Below are 17,220 nucleotides of genomic sequence, written 5' to 3'. Positions count from 1 at the left end.
CAGTGATATCGGGCTGACTGTCGGTAGCTCGGTGGTGACCGCCGTCAAGGCCGCGATCGGCTCGCTCTACGATCGCTTGTATGGCCGAGTTCATCTACACCATGAAGAAGGTGCGCAAGACCGTCGGGGACAAGGTCATCCTCGACGACGTCAGCACCGCGTTCTACCCCGGCGCCAAGATCGGCGTGGTGGGGCCGAACGGCGCGGGTAAGTCCACCGTTCTGAAGATCATGGCGGGGATCGAGCAGGCCAGTAACGGCGAAGCCTTCCTCCAGCCTGGCGCCAGTGTCGGCATCCTCATGCAGGAGCCGGAGCTCAACGAGGAAAAGACCGTCCGCGAGAACGTCGAAGAGGGCCTTGGCGACATCAAGGTCAAGCTCAACCGCTTCAACGAGGTCGCCGAGCTCATGGCGACCGACTACAGCGACGAGCTGATGGAGGAGATGGGCAAGCTCCAGGAGGAGCTCGACCACGCCGACGCGTGGGAGATCGACTCCACGGTCGAGCAGGCGATGGACGCCCTGCGCTGCCCGCCGCCGGACGAGCCGGTCACCCACCTCTCCGGTGGTGAGCGCCGCCGGGTCGCGCTGTGCAAGCTGCTCCTGTCCGCGCCCGACCTGCTGCTCCTCGACGAGCCCACCAACCATCTGGACGCCGAAAGCGTGCTGTGGCTGGAACAGTTCCTGGCGAACTACGCCGGCGCCGTCCTCGCCGTCACGCACGACCGGTACTTCCTGGACAACGTCGCGCAGTGGATCATGGAGCTCGACCGCGGCCGCGTCGTCGGCTACGAGGGCAACTACTCGACGTACCTGGAGAAGAAGCGCGAGCGTCTCGAGGTCCAGGGCAAGAAGGACGCCAAGCTCGCGAAGCGCCTGAAGTCCGAGCTCGAATGGGTCCGGTCCAACGCCAAGGCGCGTCAGACCAAGTCGCGGTCCCGGCTCGACCGCTACGAGGAGATGGCCGCGGAGGCGGACAAGCACCGCAAGCTCGACTTCGAAGAGATCCAGATCCCGCCGGGGCCCCGGCTGGGCAGCGTGGTCGTCGAGGTCGAGAAGCTGCGCAAGGGTTTCGACGACCGCGTGCTCATCGACGGGCTGTCGTTCGACCTGCCGCGCAACGGCATCGTCGGCGTGATCGGGCCGAACGGTGTCGGCAAGACGACCCTGTTCAAGACGATCGTCGGGCTCGAGGAGCCGGACGACGGCCGGGTCAAGATCGGCGAGACGGTCAAACTGTCCTATGTGGACCAGAATCGCGGCGGGATCGACCCGAAGAAGACGGTATGGGAGGTGGTTTCGGACAAGCTGGACTACATCCACGTCGGGCAGACCGAAATGCCCTCGCGTGCCTACGTCAGCGCGTTCGGTTTCAAGGGGCCGGACCAGCAGAAGCCGGCGGGCGTGCTCTCCGGTGGTGAGCGCAACCGGCTGAACCTGGCGCTGACCCTCAAACAGGGCGGGAACCTGATCCTGCTCGACGAGCCGACGAACGACCTGGACGTCGAGACCCTGGGGTCGCTGGAGAACGCTCTCGAGCAGTTCCCCGGCTGCGCCGTGGTCATCTCGCACGACCGGTGGTTCCTCGACCGGGTCGCGACGCACATCCTCGCCTGGGAAGGCACGGACGAGAACCCCTCGCAATGGTTCTGGTTCGAAGGTAACTTCGAAGGCTACGAGAAGAACAAGGTCGAGCGTCTCGGTGCCGAGGCGGCTCGTCCGCACCGCGTCACCCATCGCAAGCTGACCCGCGACTGAGGGCCGGGGGTTCCCCGTGGAAGCCAGCAAGCGCCAACGGCCGGGCTCGCCCACCACCATGGTGGGTGGGCGGACGGCTGCCACCGGGGGAACCCTGTCCGCTGTCGGCAGGTTGATCGAACGCGCGGACGCCCTGCACCTGAGGGCGCCCGAGCTCGCCCTGGTCCTCGGGGAGCGTGCGGCAGCGCTCGCCGAGGCCGCCGGAGCCGACGAGCAGTGGATCCGTGCGGAAAGCCTCGTGGTGAGCGCCCGGGTGCGGCTCGGTGGCCGTCCCCGGACGGTCGGCCGCGCCGTGGCCGCCCTGCGCGCCGCGGAACACGCGGGCTACGGCGACATCGCCGCCCGGCTGAGGATCGACCTGGCGGTCTGCGCGCGCAGCGTCGGCATCCCGCTGACGGGGCTGGCCGCGTTGCGTCCGTTGCTGGCGGATCCGGCGGTTTCGCCGTCGCACCGGGCCGAGGCGTTATGTCATCTCGTCGGCTGCCTGGCGCAGTTCGGCCGGAAGGCGGAACTGGACCGGGTGCTCGCCGAGGCGGACAAGCTCGTGCTCGGCGACGGCTCGATGACGGCGGACTCGCAGCTGCTGATCCGCGCGATGTTGCGGGTCGGGGTGTCGGCGCACCGCCGTCGGCACGGAGACCTGACGGCGGCCGCCGATGCCGCGCGGACCGGGCTGGGCATGCTCGAAAAGCTCGGAAACCCGGACGACGACGGCGGTCTCGTCCGGATCAGGCTGATCCTGCAACTCGTCTGCACGTTGCTGGACCGGGGCGACACGGAGATGGCGCTGGAGGTCGCGCAGCCGATCCTCGACGCCCCCGTCCGGGCCGCGGGGATCGCGCCCGCCGCCTGGCTGCGGCTGGCGGTGGCCACCCGGGTCCTGCTGCCCGCGGGATCCGGCGAGGCCGCCGGGATGCTCGTCCGTGAGGCGGTCGCCGGGACCGGTGACCACAACCTGCACGCCGTCACGGCACGGCTGTGGCTGGAGCTCGCGCAGATCGAGGAACGGCTGGGCCGGGCCGAAGAGGCCATCGGCTGCCTGCACCGTTCGCGGGCCGCCGAGCATCTGCACGCCCGCGCGCGCAGGCAGGCGTGCAACGTCCTGGTCGGCGAGTTCGGCTCGGCCGAGAACGCCGCTGTCGACCTCGACGACGTCTTGCGGGCCGTGGCCGCGCGGTCGGCAGTTCCGGCGCCGGAACCGGCCGAGGTGACCGCGGTGATCCCGCCGATCGACGTGGCGGCACCGCCGAGACGGGCCGCGGCCGAGCCGCCGGTTCGTCGTGAGTCGCAGCCCGTGCGGCAGACCAGGCAGCCGGAGCCCGCGCCGGTGCGGCAAACGCCGGTCGAGCCTGCGCGCGCGTCGGTACCCGCACGCCCCGCGGAGCCCGCGCCTCCCGCCGAGCCCGCGCGTCCCGCCGAGCCGCCGCGTCCGGTGGAGCGGCCCGCGACGCCGGTCGCCGAAAAGAGCGAAGCACCGGTGTTGAAGCCGCCGTCCCGGCCGGAGCCCGCACGGGAAGTGGCGGAGTCCGACAGCGACTGGCGTCGCCGGGTGCCGAAGAAGGCCAAACCGTCGATCAGGTTCGAGCCCAAGGCCGAACCCGCCGCGCCGAAACTGATGCCGCCGCCGAAACCGGAACCCGCGCCGGTGTCGCGTCCCGAGCCGGAGCCTGGGCGCCGCCGTCGTCCGGAGACGCCCGCGGCGCGTGAGACCGCCGCCGAACCCGTGGTCGCTCGTCCCGAAACCCCGGCGCCGGCCGCACGGTGGCGGACCGAAGCCGAAGCGCCCGCCCGGACCGAGGAGCCGGTGCCCGTCGCGGCGTCGGAACCCGTCGTGCCGGAACTGCTTCTCGCACCCGAGCCCGCCGCCGAGCCCCGGCCGAGGATGACGGCGGAGGCCACGCCGCCGCGTCCGCCCGGCACCGCCGCCCCGTTGTGGGAGAGCGACGAATGGGCGGCCGAAGAGCGGGCCCGCCGGTCGTCGGCGCCCGCCTCGCGCAAGACCAGGCACGACGCCGAACACGGTTCCGTGGCGGCGAAATCTGTGCTGGATCGGCTCGGGATCTCGAGTTCCGGTGGACAGGGCGGCGGCCGTCGCCGTGCGGACGCCGCCGCGGATCCCGTGCACCCTGAACCCGTCGCCGAAGAACGCGTCGAGGCACGCCGGGAACAGCCGCCGGTCGAGTACCGCGAGCCCGCTGTCCCGCTCGCCCCGCCGCCTCGGGAAGATCCCGCGCCACCGCGGACTCAGGAGAACGCCCGTCCGGCCGCCAAGGAAGAGGTCGCGGATCCCTGGTTGCCGCGGTTGCGGATGCCGCCCGCGCTGGACCCGCTGACCGACACCGGTTCCTGGCGGCCGATCACGCCGTTCCCGGAGAGCTACGCCCGCGCGATCGCGGAGGAGGAACCGCCGCCGGACGCCGGTCTCGCCGATCTGCTCGCCCGCGCGCTCGCCGAGCATCAGGCGGGCACCGCCAGCGCCGCCGCGCTCGTGAAGCAGCTTGGTTCCCAGGACTCGGGAAAGCGTCCGGTCAACGGGCACGACCGGCACCGCGCCAACGGGAGCGACTGACCCGCGGTAGCAAAGGTCCCTTGCTCACCTCGGTGGGAGCCGCACCCGGGCTTGAACGATTCAGATGGCCCGCTCAGGTCGCCCGTCGGGGCATCACGCGGCAATGGGTGCTGGTCACCCCGGTGCGGCGAGGCGTGGAAGGGTCCGGACAGACCGCCGATGTGACCGGCGAGTAGCTGAACCGATCACGGCGATTCCGGTATCTGAGCAGGGAAATCTTCGACGGGCGGGAATGACCCGGCCTTGTGGAGCCGACTGTCCCGAGCTGTAGGTTGGGTCTGGGCCGGTACAGAGTCGTGCCGGTCGCGGTGTCAATCTCGCTACAGTGGAGAGTTGCCTCAAATGAGCTCGACGGGAGTCTCGTCCCTGCCCGGAAAAGATGTCGGCACCGAGGATGGCGCCCGGCGCCGGTCGGCGAACCCGGAGCAGATCCGGGACGACCTGATCGACGCCGCCGCGGCGTACGCCCCGGAGATCGGCGACCTGATCCGCCTGTACTACCGGCACATCCCGGCCGAAGAGATTCTCGGTGACGACCCGGTCGACCTCGTCGGCGCCGTCCGCTCGCATCTGCAGCTCGCGAAGGACCGGATGCCCGGCCGTCCCGCGGTGCGGTTGCTGAACCCGACGGGGCCCGAAGACGGCTGGACGCGTGAGGCCACCGTGGTGCAGGTCGTCACGGACGACATGCCGTATCTGGTGGATTCCGTCGCGGCCGAGTTCGCGCGGGACGGGGTGCAGGTGCAGCGCATCGTGCACCCCATCGTCGTGGTGAGCCGGGATCTGACCGGTGAGCTGCTGGAGGTCCACCCGGACGCCGACCCGGCGGAGCCGCCGGCGAATTCGGCGGCCGAGTCGTGGATGTACATCGAGATCGACCTGGTCACGGACCCGAACCGGGCCCGCGAGCTGGACAACCGGCTGTCGTCGGTGCTGGGTGACGTCCGCGAGGTCGTCGAGGACACCGACAAGATGACGGAGACGGCGCGTCGTCTCGCCGACGAGCTGGACGGGAACCCGCCGCGGCTGCCCGCCAACGAGGTCGCGGAAGGCGCCCGGCTGCTGCGCTGGCTGGCCGAGGGCCACTTCACCTTCCTGGGCTACCGCCGTTACGAGCTGATCGACAACCCGCACCCGGACAGCGAAGAGCCCGCCCTGCGCGCGGTCCTCGCCACCGGGCTGGGCGTGCTGCGCCAGGACAGCCTGGCCGCGCGCAGCCTCACCGCCGGCCCGGACACCGCGGCCTCCGCGCTCGCGCCGACGCTGCTGGTGCTGACCCAGGCGAGCGCGCCGTCCACCGTGCACCGCCCGGTGTATCCGTACTACGTCGGCGTGAAAACGTTCGACGACAACGGGAACGTCACCGGCGAGCACCGGTTCCTCGGCATGTTCACCACCACCGCGCTGCACGAGAACGTGCTCGACATCCCGGTGGTCTGCAACCGGGTCCGCGAGGTCATCCACCGCGCGGGCTTCCCGATGGAGTCCTTCTCCGGCCAGCGGATGCTCGAAGTCCTGCAGAACTGGCCGCGCGCGGACCTGTTCTCGGCCGACACCGACTCGCTGTACTCGACGACGACGGGCGCGATCACGCTTTCGGATCGCCGACGGCTGCGCCTGTTCCTGCGCCGCGACCCGTACGGCCGTTTCTACTCGTGCCTCGTGTACCTCCCGCGTGACCGCTACACGACCCGTTCGCGGCTCGCGATGCAGGAGGTCCTGCTCGAAGAACTCGAAGGCACGCAACTGGAGTACAGCGCGCGCATCGGCGAGACCGTGCTCGCGCAGGTGCACTTCATCGTGCACACCGATCCGTCGCAGCGCTCCGAACCGGACACCCTGCGCATCCAGGAACGGCTCAACGAAGCCGTGCGCAGCTGGGACGACCGGATGGTCGAGGCGATCCTCGCCGAGCGCCGCGAGCGCGCCGGGGACAGCGGCGTCGCGATCGGTCTGCTGGTCGAGGAGTCCGCGGGGGAGCAGGGGCAGCGGTTCGCCGCGGTGTTCCCCGAGGGCTACAAGGAGGACTTCACCGCGCTCGAAGCGCTGGCGGACCTCCGCGCCCTGGAGTCGCTGACCGACGAGGGCGACCTGTCGATGTCGTTCTACCTGCCGGCCGACGCCGAGGCGGGGGAGCGGCGCTTCAAGCTGTACCTGCGCGGTGAGGGCGTCACCCTCTCCCAGGTGCTCCCGGTCCTGCAGCGGATGGGGGTCGAGGTCGTCGACGAGCGGCCGTACGAACTGCGCCGCGAGGACGGCGGCCGGTCCTGGATCTACGACTTCGGCCTGCGGATCGACCCGCAGGTCCTCGACCACGCGGACAGCGACCTGCGCACCCGCTTCCAGGACGCCTTCCACGCCGCCTGGCGCGGCGACTGCGAGGTCGACGGCTTCAACGGTCTCGTCCTGCGCGCCGGGCTCACCTGGCGCCAGGCGGCCATCCTGCGGGCCTATTCGCGGTACCTGCGCCAGACGAAGATCCCGTTCTCGCAGGAGTACATCGAGAACACCGTCCTGGCGCACACCGACATCGCCACCGCGCTGGTGCGGCTGTTCGAGACCCGCTTCGACCTCGCGCTCGGCGACGAGGCGCGCGCGTCGCAGGCCGATCAGCTCACCACCGAGATCGGCAAGCTGGTCGACGAGGTGACGAGCCTCGACGAGGACCGGATCCTGCGGCGGCTGATGTCGGTCATCCTCGCCACGCTGCGGACGAACTACCACGTCACCGACGAGGACGGGAACTCCCGCCCGTACCTGGCGCTCAAACTCGACCCGAGCGCGGTGCCCGAGCTGCCCGAGCCTCGGCCGAAGTACGAGATCTTCGTGTACTCGCCCCGCATCGAGGGTGTGCACCTGCGCTTCGGCGATGTCGCGCGCGGTGGCCTGCGGTGGTCCGACCGACGGGAGGACTTCCGCACGGAGATCCTCGGCCTGGTCAAGGCGCAGGCGGTCAAGAACGCGGTCATCGTGCCTGTCGGCGCGAAGGGCGGCTTCGTCGTGAAGCGCCCGCCGACGGCCACGGGCGACCCCGGCCTGGACCGCGACGCCCAGCTGAACGAGGGCATCGCCTGCTACCGGATGTTCATCTCCGGCCTGCTCGACGTGACCGACAACCGCGTCGAGGGCAAGACCGTCCCGGCGCCGCGCGTGGTCCGCCACGACGGCGACGACAGCTACCTCGTGGTCGCCGCGGACAAGGGCACCGCGAAGTTCTCCGACATCGCGAACGAGGTCTCGGCGAACTACGGGTTCTGGCTCGGCGACGCCTTCGCGTCCGGTGGCTCGGTCGGCTACGACCACAAGGCCATGGGCATCACCGCGAAGGGCGCTTGGGAGAGCGTCAAACGCAACTTCCGCGAGCTGGGCAAGGACACCCAGACCGAGGACTTCACCGTCGTCGGCATCGGCGACATGATGGGAGACGTCTTCGGCAACGGGATGCTGCTCTCGAAGCACATCCGGCTCGTGGCCGCCTTCAACCACATGCACATCTTCCTCGACCCGAACCCGGATTCGGCGACGTCGTTCGCCGAGCGGCGCAGGCTGTTCGATCTGCCTCGTTCGTCGTGGGAGGACTACGACCGCTCGCTGATCAGCGAGGGCGGCGGGATCTACTCGCGGTCGGCGAAGACGATCCCGGTCAGCCCGCAGGTCCGCGAGGCGCTCGGCCTCGGTGAGGACGTCACGAAACTGGCGCCCAACGACCTGATGCAGGCGATCCTGCTGGCGCCGGTCGAGCTGCTGTGGAACGGCGGCATCGGCACCTACGTCAAGGCCGAGAACGAGACCCACGCGGACGCGGGCGACAAGGCCAACGACGCCCTGCGCGTCAACGGCAACCAGCTTCGCGTCAAGGTCGTCGGCGAAGGCGGGAACCTGGGCCTGACCCAGCTCGGCCGGATCGAGTTCGCCCGCGCGGGCGGCAAGATCAACACCGACGCGCTCGACAACTCCGCCGGCGTGGACTGCTCCGACCACGAGGTCAACATCAAGATCCTGCTGGACCACCTGGTCTCGACCGGATCGCTGGACGCCGAGCAGCGCAACGAACTGCTCGAGCAGATGACCGACGAGGTCGGCGAGCTGGTGCTGGCCGACAACTACCGGCAGAACGCGGTGCTCGGGGTCAGCCGGGCGCACGCCGGCCCGATGGTCTCGGTGCACCAGCGGCTCGTCGCGGCGCTGGTCGCGAAGGGTGCCTTCGACCGCAAGCTCGAAGCGCTGCCGAGTTCGGCGGAGTTCCGCGCGCTGGAGAAGGCGGGCGAGGGTCTCACCTCGCCGGAACTGGCGACGCTGCTCGCGCACGTCAAGCTCGACCTCAAGGACGAGCTGCTGGCCAGCGAACTGCCGGACTCCGAGGTGTTCTCGCGCCGCCTGCCCGAGTACTTCCCGAAGCCGCTTCGGGAGCGCTTCGGCGACGCGATCTTCCAGCACCCGCTGAAGCGCGAGATCATCACGACGATGGTGGCCAACGAGGTCGTCGACGGCGCCGGGATCTCGTACGTCTTCCGCCTCATGGAGGAGATGAACGCGACCGCGACCGACGCCGTCCGCGCGTACGCCGTGGTCACCCACGTGTACGACCTGCCCTCGCTGTGGGCCCAGATCGACGCGCTGGACAACGTCGTGCCGACCGAGGTCGCCGACGAGATGATGCTGGAGACCCGCAGGCTGCTCGACCGCGCCGCCCGCTGGTTCCTCACCAACCGGCCGCAGCCGCTGGCCCCGCTCGCCGAGATCAACCGGTTCGGCCGGGTCGTCGGCGAGCTGGCCCCGAGGGCGCACGAACTGCTTCGCGGTGTCGAGTGCGCTTCGGTGGACGCGAACACCGAGCGGCTGATCGAGAAGGGCGTCCCGGCGGAACTCGCCGGACGGGTGGCGCTGCTGCTGCACACCTACGGCCTGCTCGACGTCACCGACGTCGCGGAGCTGGCCGAGCAGCAGGCGGGGATCGACGCGGTGCACACGCCGACGGAGACGGCGGGCCTGTACTACGCGCTTTCCGACCACCTCGGCATCGACAAGATGCTGACGTCGATCAGCGGTCTCGAACGCGGCAACCGCTGGCACGCGCTCGCGCGGCTGGCGCTGCGGGACGACGTCTACGGTTCCCTGCGGACGATCACGCTGGACGCCTTGCGGCACAGCGATTCGGGCACCGACCCGGACGAGAAGATCGCCCACTGGGAGAAGACGAACGCCTCCAGGCTGCAGCGGGCCCGGGTCGCGCTGGACGAGATCAGCCAGTTCGGCAAGCTCGACCTGGCGACGCTGTCGGTGGCGGCGAGGCAGATCCGGAGCACGGTGAGGTAGTGAGCTACATTTCCCTGATCCGGCCGCGCTGGTCGGATATGGACGTCTACGGGCACGTCAACCACGCGAACATGGTGACCCTGCTCGAAGAGGCACGGATCCCGCTGTTGTTCGGGGACGCCGTCCGCGCCGGGCTCACCGAACTGCCGAAGGGCATCGTGGTGGTGAAGCTGGCCGTCCATTACCGTTCGCCGATCGTGGTGTCCGATCAGGACATCCGGGTGGAGATCTCGTTGAAGGACTTGAAGCACGCCAGCTTCACCCTCGGCTACCGGGTGCATTCCGGGCCCGCCGAGGCCGACAAGGTCGCGGTCACCGCCGAGACGGTGCTCGCGCCGTTCGACACCGTGTCCGAGCGGCCCCGCCGGCTGACCGAGGACGAACGTGCCTTCCTGGAGAAGGGGTTCGCGGATGCCTGAGCTCGTCATCCCGGACGCGGGCGACCGCGAAACGCTCGGCGCGTTCGTGGCCAGGGCGGTCCGGCTCGACCAGAACACGCTGGTGCGGTTGCGGCAGCGGGGTGACGGTGTCGTCGAGGCGTGGTGCGCGACGCCGTTCGAGGTCCTGGCCACCAGGGCCGTCGCCGGTGACATCACGCCGTCGGACATCACCGTGTCCGGGAACGAGCTGCTCGCCGCGCTGACCGTCGCCGGTGGCGAGCGGATGGATCCAGGCCCCGCCCGCGATCTGATGTGGCATTCCGAGCTGCCCGCGCCGGGCCGCTGGCAGCTGGTGGACGAACTGCCGGCGACGGTGATCTCCGAGCTGGCCGATCGCGGGGTCACCCTCGCGCGCGACAACGTGGGCCCACACGGCACGCCGCCCGCGTCGCTGATGGACCAGGCGGTGCTCACCGTTTCGGGCAACGAGCTGGAGATCAAGGTCCAGATGCGGTGCCTGTTCGCGTTGTCGGGGATGGGTTTCGTGGACTCGTCGATCGACGGCGACGTCGTCCGGGTGACCGCGACGGATTCGTGGATGCGCATCGACGCCCGGTACGGCGCCGTCCTCAAGCGGCGCCACGCACTCCTGCCGCTGCTGTTCTGACGGGTTTCTTACCGCATGACGCCGCGGGTGGCTTCCGGCCGCCCGCGGCGTCATGCTGTCTCCATGAACGACAAGGACGGGGACGACCCCACCGCGGACTTCCTCGCCGAGGTCCGGCCGGAGGAGACGCCGTGGCGGACCGAGCGCCCGCCGGGTGAGGAGGCGCCCGAACGCGCCGAACGCCCGGAGAAGTGGGGCCGCGCCAAGAGCGCCGGACGGGCCGCGGCGAAGGCGGCGCCCTACGTCCAGGCCGCCGCGCTGGCGACCTGGATCGTCTCGGGCACCCTCGATGACGACTCCGGCGACTCCGGTTTCGGCGACATGGGCTCCGGTGACGCCTGACTCCCGCGTTTCGTCCTCTGAATGCGGTAGTTGGCGTTACGAACTACCGCATTCAGAGGACGGAACGCGAGGGATCAGAGCTTTCCGCGCATCGCTTTCATGCGCTCGATCTCGGCGGTCTGCCCGGTGATGACCTCCTGCGCCATCTCCTGCGCCTTGATCTCCACGCCCTTGCCGAGCTGGGCTTCGGCCATGGTCAGCGCGCCCTGGTGGTGCGCGATCATCAGGTCGAGGAACAGCTTTTCGAACGCCGCCCCGTTCGCCGCGCGCAGATCCGCCAGCTGGGCCTCGGTCGCCATCCCCGGCATGAGCGCGTGATCGTGCCCGCCCCCGTGGCCCGCGTGCCCTTCGCCCGGCACCGGCTTGCCGCGGTCGGCCAGCCAGGTCTTCATCATCGCGATCTCGCCGTCCTGCGCGACCGAGATCCGCCCGGCGATCGCCCGGATCTGCTCGTTGGCCGTCTTGCCCGGCACCAGGTCGGTCATCACCTTCGCCTGCTGATGGTGGGGGATCATCATCGTCATGTACTCGACGTCGGCCTCGTTGGGCTGATCGCGGTTCACCGGGCCGCGGGATCCGGTGCTCGCCTGTTCGCCGGGTTTGCCGGGGGCGATCACCGGCGCGCTCTGGGCCGGTGCGGCGGGCTCCGCGTCACCGGTGCAGCCCGAGACGAGGAAAGCGGCGGCGACCAGCGCCGATGTCAAACTTTTTCGCATCCCGGGAGTTCCTCCGTTGGTCGGTATCTGCTGAGCCTAAATAAGGAATAAGGTGCGCGTAAAGCTGGGTGGAAGGAGAGCCATATCGTGCTGCAGCCTGGGCTGAAACGTCGCTTGACCAGGGTCTTCGTGTCGGCGGCCGCGGTCGCCGCACTCGGGGCCTCCAGTGCGCTCGCCGCGCCGGCCGTCGTCGCCGAACCGTCGGCGGCCGCGATCCCGGGTGTGGACGAGATCGTCCACAGCCCGAATCTCCGGTCGATCGCGAACGTCCCGCAGCAGGGACCGTTCACCAAGGACTCGACCGGCACCGACATCGCGTTCACCAAGGGTCACGCGATCATCGGTACCTACGACGGGTTCAACGTCTTCGACGTCCGCAACCCGTACCGCCCGAAGATCGTCAGCCAGGTCCTGTGCCCCGGCGGGCAGAACGACGTGTCGATCTCCGGGGACCTGCTCTTCCTGTCGACCGACTCGTCGCGCAGCGACAACTCGTGCAACAGCGTCGCGAAGCCCGCGTCGGAGAAGTCGGCGTGGGAGGGCATCAAGATCTTCGACATCTCGAACCTCGCGGCGCCGAAGTACGTCGCGGCGATCGAGACCGACTGCGGTTCGCACACCAACACCCTGGTACCGGACAAGCGCGGCAAGGACGTCTTTATCTACGTCTCGTCGTACGCGCCGGCGGCGAACCTGCCCGACTGCCAGCCGCCGCACGACAAGCTGTCCATCATCAAGGTCCCGGTGAAGGACCCGGCGAAGGCCGCGCTGGTCGCGACGCCGGTGCTGTTCCCGGACGGCGGCAACGAAGGCGGCACCAACCCCGACGGCACCCGTCGCTCGGCGACCACCGGTTGCCACGACCTCACGGCGCTGCCGGAGAAGGACCTGATGGCCGGCGCCTGCATGGGTGACGGCGTCCTGCTCGACATCTCCGACCGGCTCAAGCCGCGGGTCATCAACCGGGTCCAGGACAACGTGAACTTCGCGTTCTGGCACAGCGCCACCTTCAACAACGACGCCACCAAGATCGTCTTCACCGACGAACTCGGCGGCGGCGGGATGGCGACCTGCCTGGAGAAGTTCGGCTCCACCCGCGGTGCCAACGGCATCTACCAGATCACCGGCCGCGGCGACGACCGCAAGCTGGAGTTCGTCAGCTACTACAAGATCCCGCGGCTGCAGTCCGAGACCGAGAACTGCGTGGCGCACAACGGTTCGCTGATCCCGGTGCCGGGCAAGGACATCATGGTCCAGTCCTGGTACCAGGGCGGCGTCTCGGTGTGGGACTTCACCGACGCGAAGAACCCGAAGGAGATCGCGTTCTGGGAGCGGGGCCCGCTCTCGAACGAGAAGCTCGTCGGCGGCGGGACGTGGTCGACGTACTGGTACAACGGCTACATCTTCTCGTCCGACATCGTGAAGGGCCTGGACGTGCTGGACCTCAACGACTGGCGGACCTTCCCGGCGAAGCTCGTCCGGCAGAACCAGTTCAACGCCCAGACGCAGTACAAGCTGCACCCGGGCTTCAACAACTGATCGCCTAGCGGCCGTCCTGGCTCAGACGAGCCAGGCGGCCGCGTCCGGCGGCAGTTTCCCGTTCACCAACGGCACGCTCGACAGCAGCACCTCGCCCGGCGGCAACGCGATCGGGCTCGCCGACGTGTTCAGCGCGCAGACCAGCCCGCCGCCACGCCGCCGGAACGCGAAACAGCCGGCCGGGGCGCCGTACCACTCCAGCTCGTCCCCGCGGAAAGCCTGGTGCGACTTGCGGATCTCGATCGCCCGCCGGTACAGCGAGAGCGTCGACGCCGGATCCTCCAGCTGCGCTTCGACGGTCACCGGCGCCCACGAGGCGGGCATCGGCAGCCACGTCCTCGGATTGCGCGAGAAACCGAACGGCGGCAGGTCGCCTTCCCACGGCAGCGGCACGCGTGACGCGTCCCGGCCGAACTCGGCACCGGAGATCTTGGCGCGCGGGTCCGCGACCGCGTCGGGCGGGATGTCGACGTTGCCGAGCCCCAGTTCCTCGCCGTTGTACAGATAGGCCGCACCGGGCAGCGCCAGCTCGACGAGCGCCATCGCCCTGGCGCGCCGGACACCGCGTTCACCGCCGCCGTACCGGCTGACCTGCCGCCAGACGTCGTGGTTGCTCAACGTCCAGGTGGCGGGCGCCCCGGCGGCCTTCGGCACCGCCAGGGACCGCTCGATGGCCGTCCGCAGCGCGTCCGCGTCGAAATGCGTGAGGACGAGCCGGAAGTTGAACGCCAGGTGCAGCTCGTCCGGCCGCAGATAGCGGGCGAGGCGTTCCTCGTCGGTCACCCAGATCTCGCCGACGGCCATGGTGCCCGGGTATTCGTCGAGCACCTTGCGGATCATCTGGTGGATCTCGTGGACGCGGTCGTTGTCGAAGCGCGGATCGTAGAACTCGCTCGGCCCCAGCGGGTTCACCCGTGGGTCCATGTCCGGCAGGCCCGGCGGTTTCGCCATACCGTGCGCGACGTCGATGCGGAACCCGTCCACGCCGTGATCAAGCCAGAACCGCAGCGTCCGCTCCAGATCGGCGGCGACCTCGTGGTTGGCCCAGTTCAGATCCGGTTGCTGCGGCGAGAACAGGTGCAGGTACCACTGGCCGTCCGGCACCCGGGTCCACGCCGGGCCGCCGAACGAGCTGACCCAGTTGTTCGGCGGCTGGTCGCCGCGCGGGCCGAGCCCGTCACGGAAGATGTAGCGATCCCGCTCCGGGCTGCCCGGCGGCGCCGCCATCGCCGATTTGAACCAGGCGTGGGTGTTGCTGGTGTGGTTGGGGACGACGTCGACGGTGACCTTGATGCCGCGTTTGTGCGCCTCGGTCAGCAGGACGTCGAAATCGCCGAGCGTGCCGAACATCGGGTCGACGTCGCGCGGGTCGGCGATGTCGTAGCCGTGATCGGCCATGGGGGAGCGGTAGAACGGCGTCAGCCACAGCGCGTCGACCCCGAGCAGCTCCAGGTACCCGAGCTTGCCGCGGATGCCTTCGAGGTCACCGACGCCGTCCCCGTCCGAATCGGCGAACGAGCGCACGTAGACCTGGTAGAAGACCGCCTGGGCCCACCAAGCCACGTCGCGTTCCATCACACGAAACTGTTCATCATGCTGTTGGCGGCCATCTCCAGGTACGCCCACAGCTGCCCGCGGTAGGGCTCCTCGATGTGCTCCTCGTCGACCGCGATCTTGATGCAGCGCAGCCAGGCGTCGCGTTCGATCGGGCCGATCTTGAACGGGGCGTGCCGCATCCGCAGCCGCGGGTGACCGCGCTGGTCGGAGTAGGTGTGCGGGCCGCCCCAGTACTGCATGAGGAACAGCCGGAAACGCTCCTCGGCCGGGCCGAGGTCCTCCTCCGGGTACAGCGGGCGAAGCACCTCGTCGACCGCCACTTCGGCGTAGAACCGCGCGACGATCCGGGTGAACACCGGTTCGCCGCCGATGGCTTCGTACAAGGTGGTGGGATCAGGTTCGGTCACGGACACAGCTCCATTCTGCCCTTGTCCTACTGCGAGGCCGGGCCGGACGACATAAAGCGCCCCAGAGGTGGCTCGAAGCCGGCTTCGTCGAGTGCGGCGAGCAGGTGTGCCCGCAGCGCGCGCTGCACGGCCCACTGCTTGCCCGGCCGGACCTTCACCGTCAGCCGGAGCTTGATGCCTTCGGGCGTGACGGTTTCCACACCGAGCATCTCCGGCGGTTCCAGCACGTTCGGGGAGAGGCTTTCGCTCTCCAGGAGCGTCTTCGCCTTCTCGGCCATCAGTTCGGTGGCCTTCTCGACGTCGGCGGAGTAGCTGAGCGGGACGTCGACGACGGCCACCGCGAAGCCCTGGCTCGAGTTGCCGACCCGCAGCACCTCGCCGTTGCGGACGTACCAGACGGTGCCGTTGATGTCACGCAGGGTGGTGATCCGGAGGCCGACGGCCTCGACGGTGCCGGACGCCTCGCCGACGTCGACGACGTCACCGACGCCGTACTGGTCCTCGATCATCATGAACATGCCGGACAGGAAGTCCTTGACCAGGTTCTGCGCGCCGAATCCGAGCGCCACGCCGACGATGCCCGCCGAAGCGATGATCGGTGCGAGGTCGATACCCAGTTCGCCCAGCACCAGGATGAACGCGAGGCCGTAGATCAGGAACGTGGCCATCGACTTGAGCACCGAGCCGATGGTGGCGGCGCGCTGACGGCGCCGTTCCATCACCGCCGACCCGAGCACTTCGGGAGCCTTCTCCCGCAGCGGTCTCAACAGGGCGGGCAGTTTCGACGATCCGCTCGGCATCCGCGTCACGCGGTTGATCAGGCGCCGCACGAGGTACCGCAGCAGGAACGCCACGGCGACGATCATCAGGATCCTGAGCGGCTTCGTCAGCAGCCAGCCCGCGGACGCGGAGAGCCATTCGTTCTTTGTGACCTGGAACACCTGGTAGCACAGGCTCCCGGCTTCGCGCGTGCAGGCCGGGGGTTCGGTGGGCAGCAGGTTCACGGAGAGGAAATGTCCTTTCGTACTCGGCGGGGATCGGTCACGCCACACGCCCCGGCGGATGCGAAACACCCAACTTCATGTGGCCGCCGGGTCGCGCGCATGTGACACGTCCAGTAACACACGTGCACTTTGGGGCTGATCTGTGGTCGACTATGCCTGCACCGGTGGAGGTGGTCGAGTGCCAGACCGACAACCCATCCCCCTCGGCGTCCCGAGCCAAGCCGTGGCCGGACAGGCGCCGGAGGTCGTGTTGCGCGCCCATCCGGGAGGTGCCCCCTCGCACGGGGCCCCACCGGGCGGGCCGGGAACGCGGCCAGGGGGTGTTGCCCGCCCGCCCGGACAGCGTAGAGGGCGGGATCCGTCGACTACGGCGGCACCCACTACGACTTCGTGGGGCCGCAGACGGGTATTGCTGTTGAACGCCACGTTCGAACCGCTCACGGCGCTGCCGTTGCGGCGCGCGGTGGTCCTCGTGATGTGCGGCAAGGCCGAGGTGGTGCACGGAGACCCGGCGGGGCTCGAACTGCACGCCGCCACGGTCTCGCTGCCCGTGCCTTCGGTGATCCGGCTGAGTACCTACGTGCGCGTGCCCTACCGCGCGCAGGTGCCGCTGACCCGGGCCGGGCTGATGCACCGCGACCGGTACCGCTGCGCCTACTGCGGAGGGCGGGCCGAGACCATCGACCACGTCGTCCCGCGCAGTCGCGGAGGGCCTCACAGCTGGACGAACTGCGTGGCGTGTTGCGCCAAGTGCAACCACCGGAAGGCGGACAAGCTGCTTTCCGAGATCGGCTGGCGCCTGCGCGTCGTGCCGAGGGCCCCGCACGGGCCGCACTGGCGGCTGCTCGCGCATTCGAAGGAGGCCGACCCGTTGTGGCGGCCGTACCTGGGAACCGCGGCCTGATCCGACCATGAACACGTCGGCGCCCCGGCTGCCTTTCGGCGGCCGGGGCGGGCCGATGACGC

At 69.5% G+C, this 17,220-nt stretch carries 12 protein-coding genes; 8 read left to right on the top strand and 4 right to left on the bottom strand.

Features of this window, described 5'->3' with window-relative positions:
* The first annotated feature begins 80 nt into the window (after positions 1-80).
* The 6 genes from ettA (at position 81) to ED92_RS39095 (ending at position 11,031) form a co-directional block, all read left to right on the top strand.
* A complete protein-coding gene (ettA, locus tag ED92_RS39120) occupies positions 81-1,757 on the top strand; it encodes an energy-dependent translational throttle protein EttA (protein ID WP_007034699.1) in 1,677 nt (558 codons plus the stop codon).
* A gap of 16 nt (positions 1,758-1,773) precedes the next feature.
* Complete coding sequence (locus ED92_RS39115; RefSeq protein WP_037347653.1) at positions 1,774-4,326, top strand: hypothetical protein; 2,553 nt, start codon at positions 1,774-1,776, stop codon at positions 4,324-4,326.
* A gap of 342 nt (positions 4,327-4,668) precedes the next feature.
* On the top strand, positions 4,669-9,642 hold the full coding sequence (locus ED92_RS39110) for an NAD-glutamate dehydrogenase (RefSeq protein ID WP_037347651.1): 4,974 nt from the start codon (positions 4,669-4,671) through the stop codon (positions 9,640-9,642).
* A complete protein-coding gene (locus tag ED92_RS39105; protein ID WP_037347650.1) occupies positions 9,642-10,061 on the top strand; it encodes a thioesterase family protein in 420 nt (139 codons plus the stop codon). Before ED92_RS39110 ends, ED92_RS39105 begins: the two co-directional genes overlap by 1 nt.
* Positions 10,054-10,689, top strand: a complete 636-nt coding sequence (locus ED92_RS39100; protein ID WP_037347649.1) for a hypothetical protein — start codon at positions 10,054-10,056, stop codon at positions 10,687-10,689. The genes ED92_RS39105 and ED92_RS39100 overlap by 8 nt, the downstream gene beginning before the upstream one ends.
* A gap of 63 nt (positions 10,690-10,752) precedes the next feature.
* On the top strand, positions 10,753-11,031 hold the full coding sequence (locus ED92_RS39095) for a hypothetical protein (protein WP_037347647.1): 279 nt from the start codon (positions 10,753-10,755) through the stop codon (positions 11,029-11,031).
* Between the two features lie 74 nt (positions 11,032-11,105).
* Here ED92_RS39095 and ED92_RS39090 read toward each other — a convergent pair whose 3' ends face one another.
* Positions 11,106-11,747, bottom strand: a complete 642-nt coding sequence (locus ED92_RS39090) for a DUF305 domain-containing protein (RefSeq protein ID WP_037347646.1) — start codon at positions 11,745-11,747, stop codon at positions 11,106-11,108.
* 87 nt (positions 11,748-11,834) lie between these two features.
* On the opposite strand from ED92_RS39090, the gene ED92_RS39085 reads away from it, so the two are divergent.
* Positions 11,835-13,286, top strand: coding sequence for an LVIVD repeat-containing protein (locus ED92_RS39085; RefSeq protein WP_037347644.1), 1,452 nt, complete (start codon positions 11,835-11,837; stop codon positions 13,284-13,286).
* A 21-nt stretch (positions 13,287-13,307) separates the two neighbouring features.
* On the opposite strand, the gene ED92_RS39080 is transcribed toward ED92_RS39085, so the two are convergent.
* The 3 genes from ED92_RS39080 to ED92_RS39070 are packed head-to-tail and all read right to left on the bottom strand — an operon-like array spanning position 13,308 to position 16,254.
* Positions 13,308-14,861, bottom strand: coding sequence for a glycoside hydrolase family 13 protein (locus ED92_RS39080; protein ID WP_037347642.1), 1,554 nt, complete (start codon positions 14,859-14,861; stop codon positions 13,308-13,310).
* Complete coding sequence (locus tag ED92_RS39075; protein WP_037347639.1) at positions 14,861-15,256, bottom strand: globin; 396 nt, start codon at positions 15,254-15,256, stop codon at positions 14,861-14,863. Before ED92_RS39075 ends, ED92_RS39080 begins: the two co-directional genes overlap by 1 nt.
* 20 nt (positions 15,257-15,276) lie before the next feature.
* The gene (locus ED92_RS39070) at positions 15,277-16,254 is read right to left on the bottom strand and encodes a mechanosensitive ion channel family protein (RefSeq protein WP_037347637.1); all 978 of its coding nucleotides are present in this window, start codon (positions 16,252-16,254) and stop codon (positions 15,277-15,279) included.
* Between the two features lie 409 nt (positions 16,255-16,663).
* Between ED92_RS39070 and ED92_RS39065 the strand changes: the two genes are divergently transcribed.
* Positions 16,664-17,158: an HNH endonuclease gene (locus ED92_RS39065; RefSeq protein WP_007034711.1), complete on the top strand. Its 495-nt coding sequence runs from the start codon at positions 16,664-16,666 to the stop codon at positions 17,156-17,158.
* Positions 17,159-17,220: the final 62 nt, after the last annotated feature.

The sequence above is a fragment of the Amycolatopsis sp. MJM2582 genome, assembly GCF_000754115.1.
Taxonomy (GTDB): Bacteria; Actinomycetota; Actinomycetes; order Mycobacteriales; family Pseudonocardiaceae; genus Amycolatopsis; species Amycolatopsis japonica.
The sequence above is the reverse complement of the archived record's forward strand: the minus strand, read 5'-3'. Positions and strand labels throughout refer to the sequence as shown.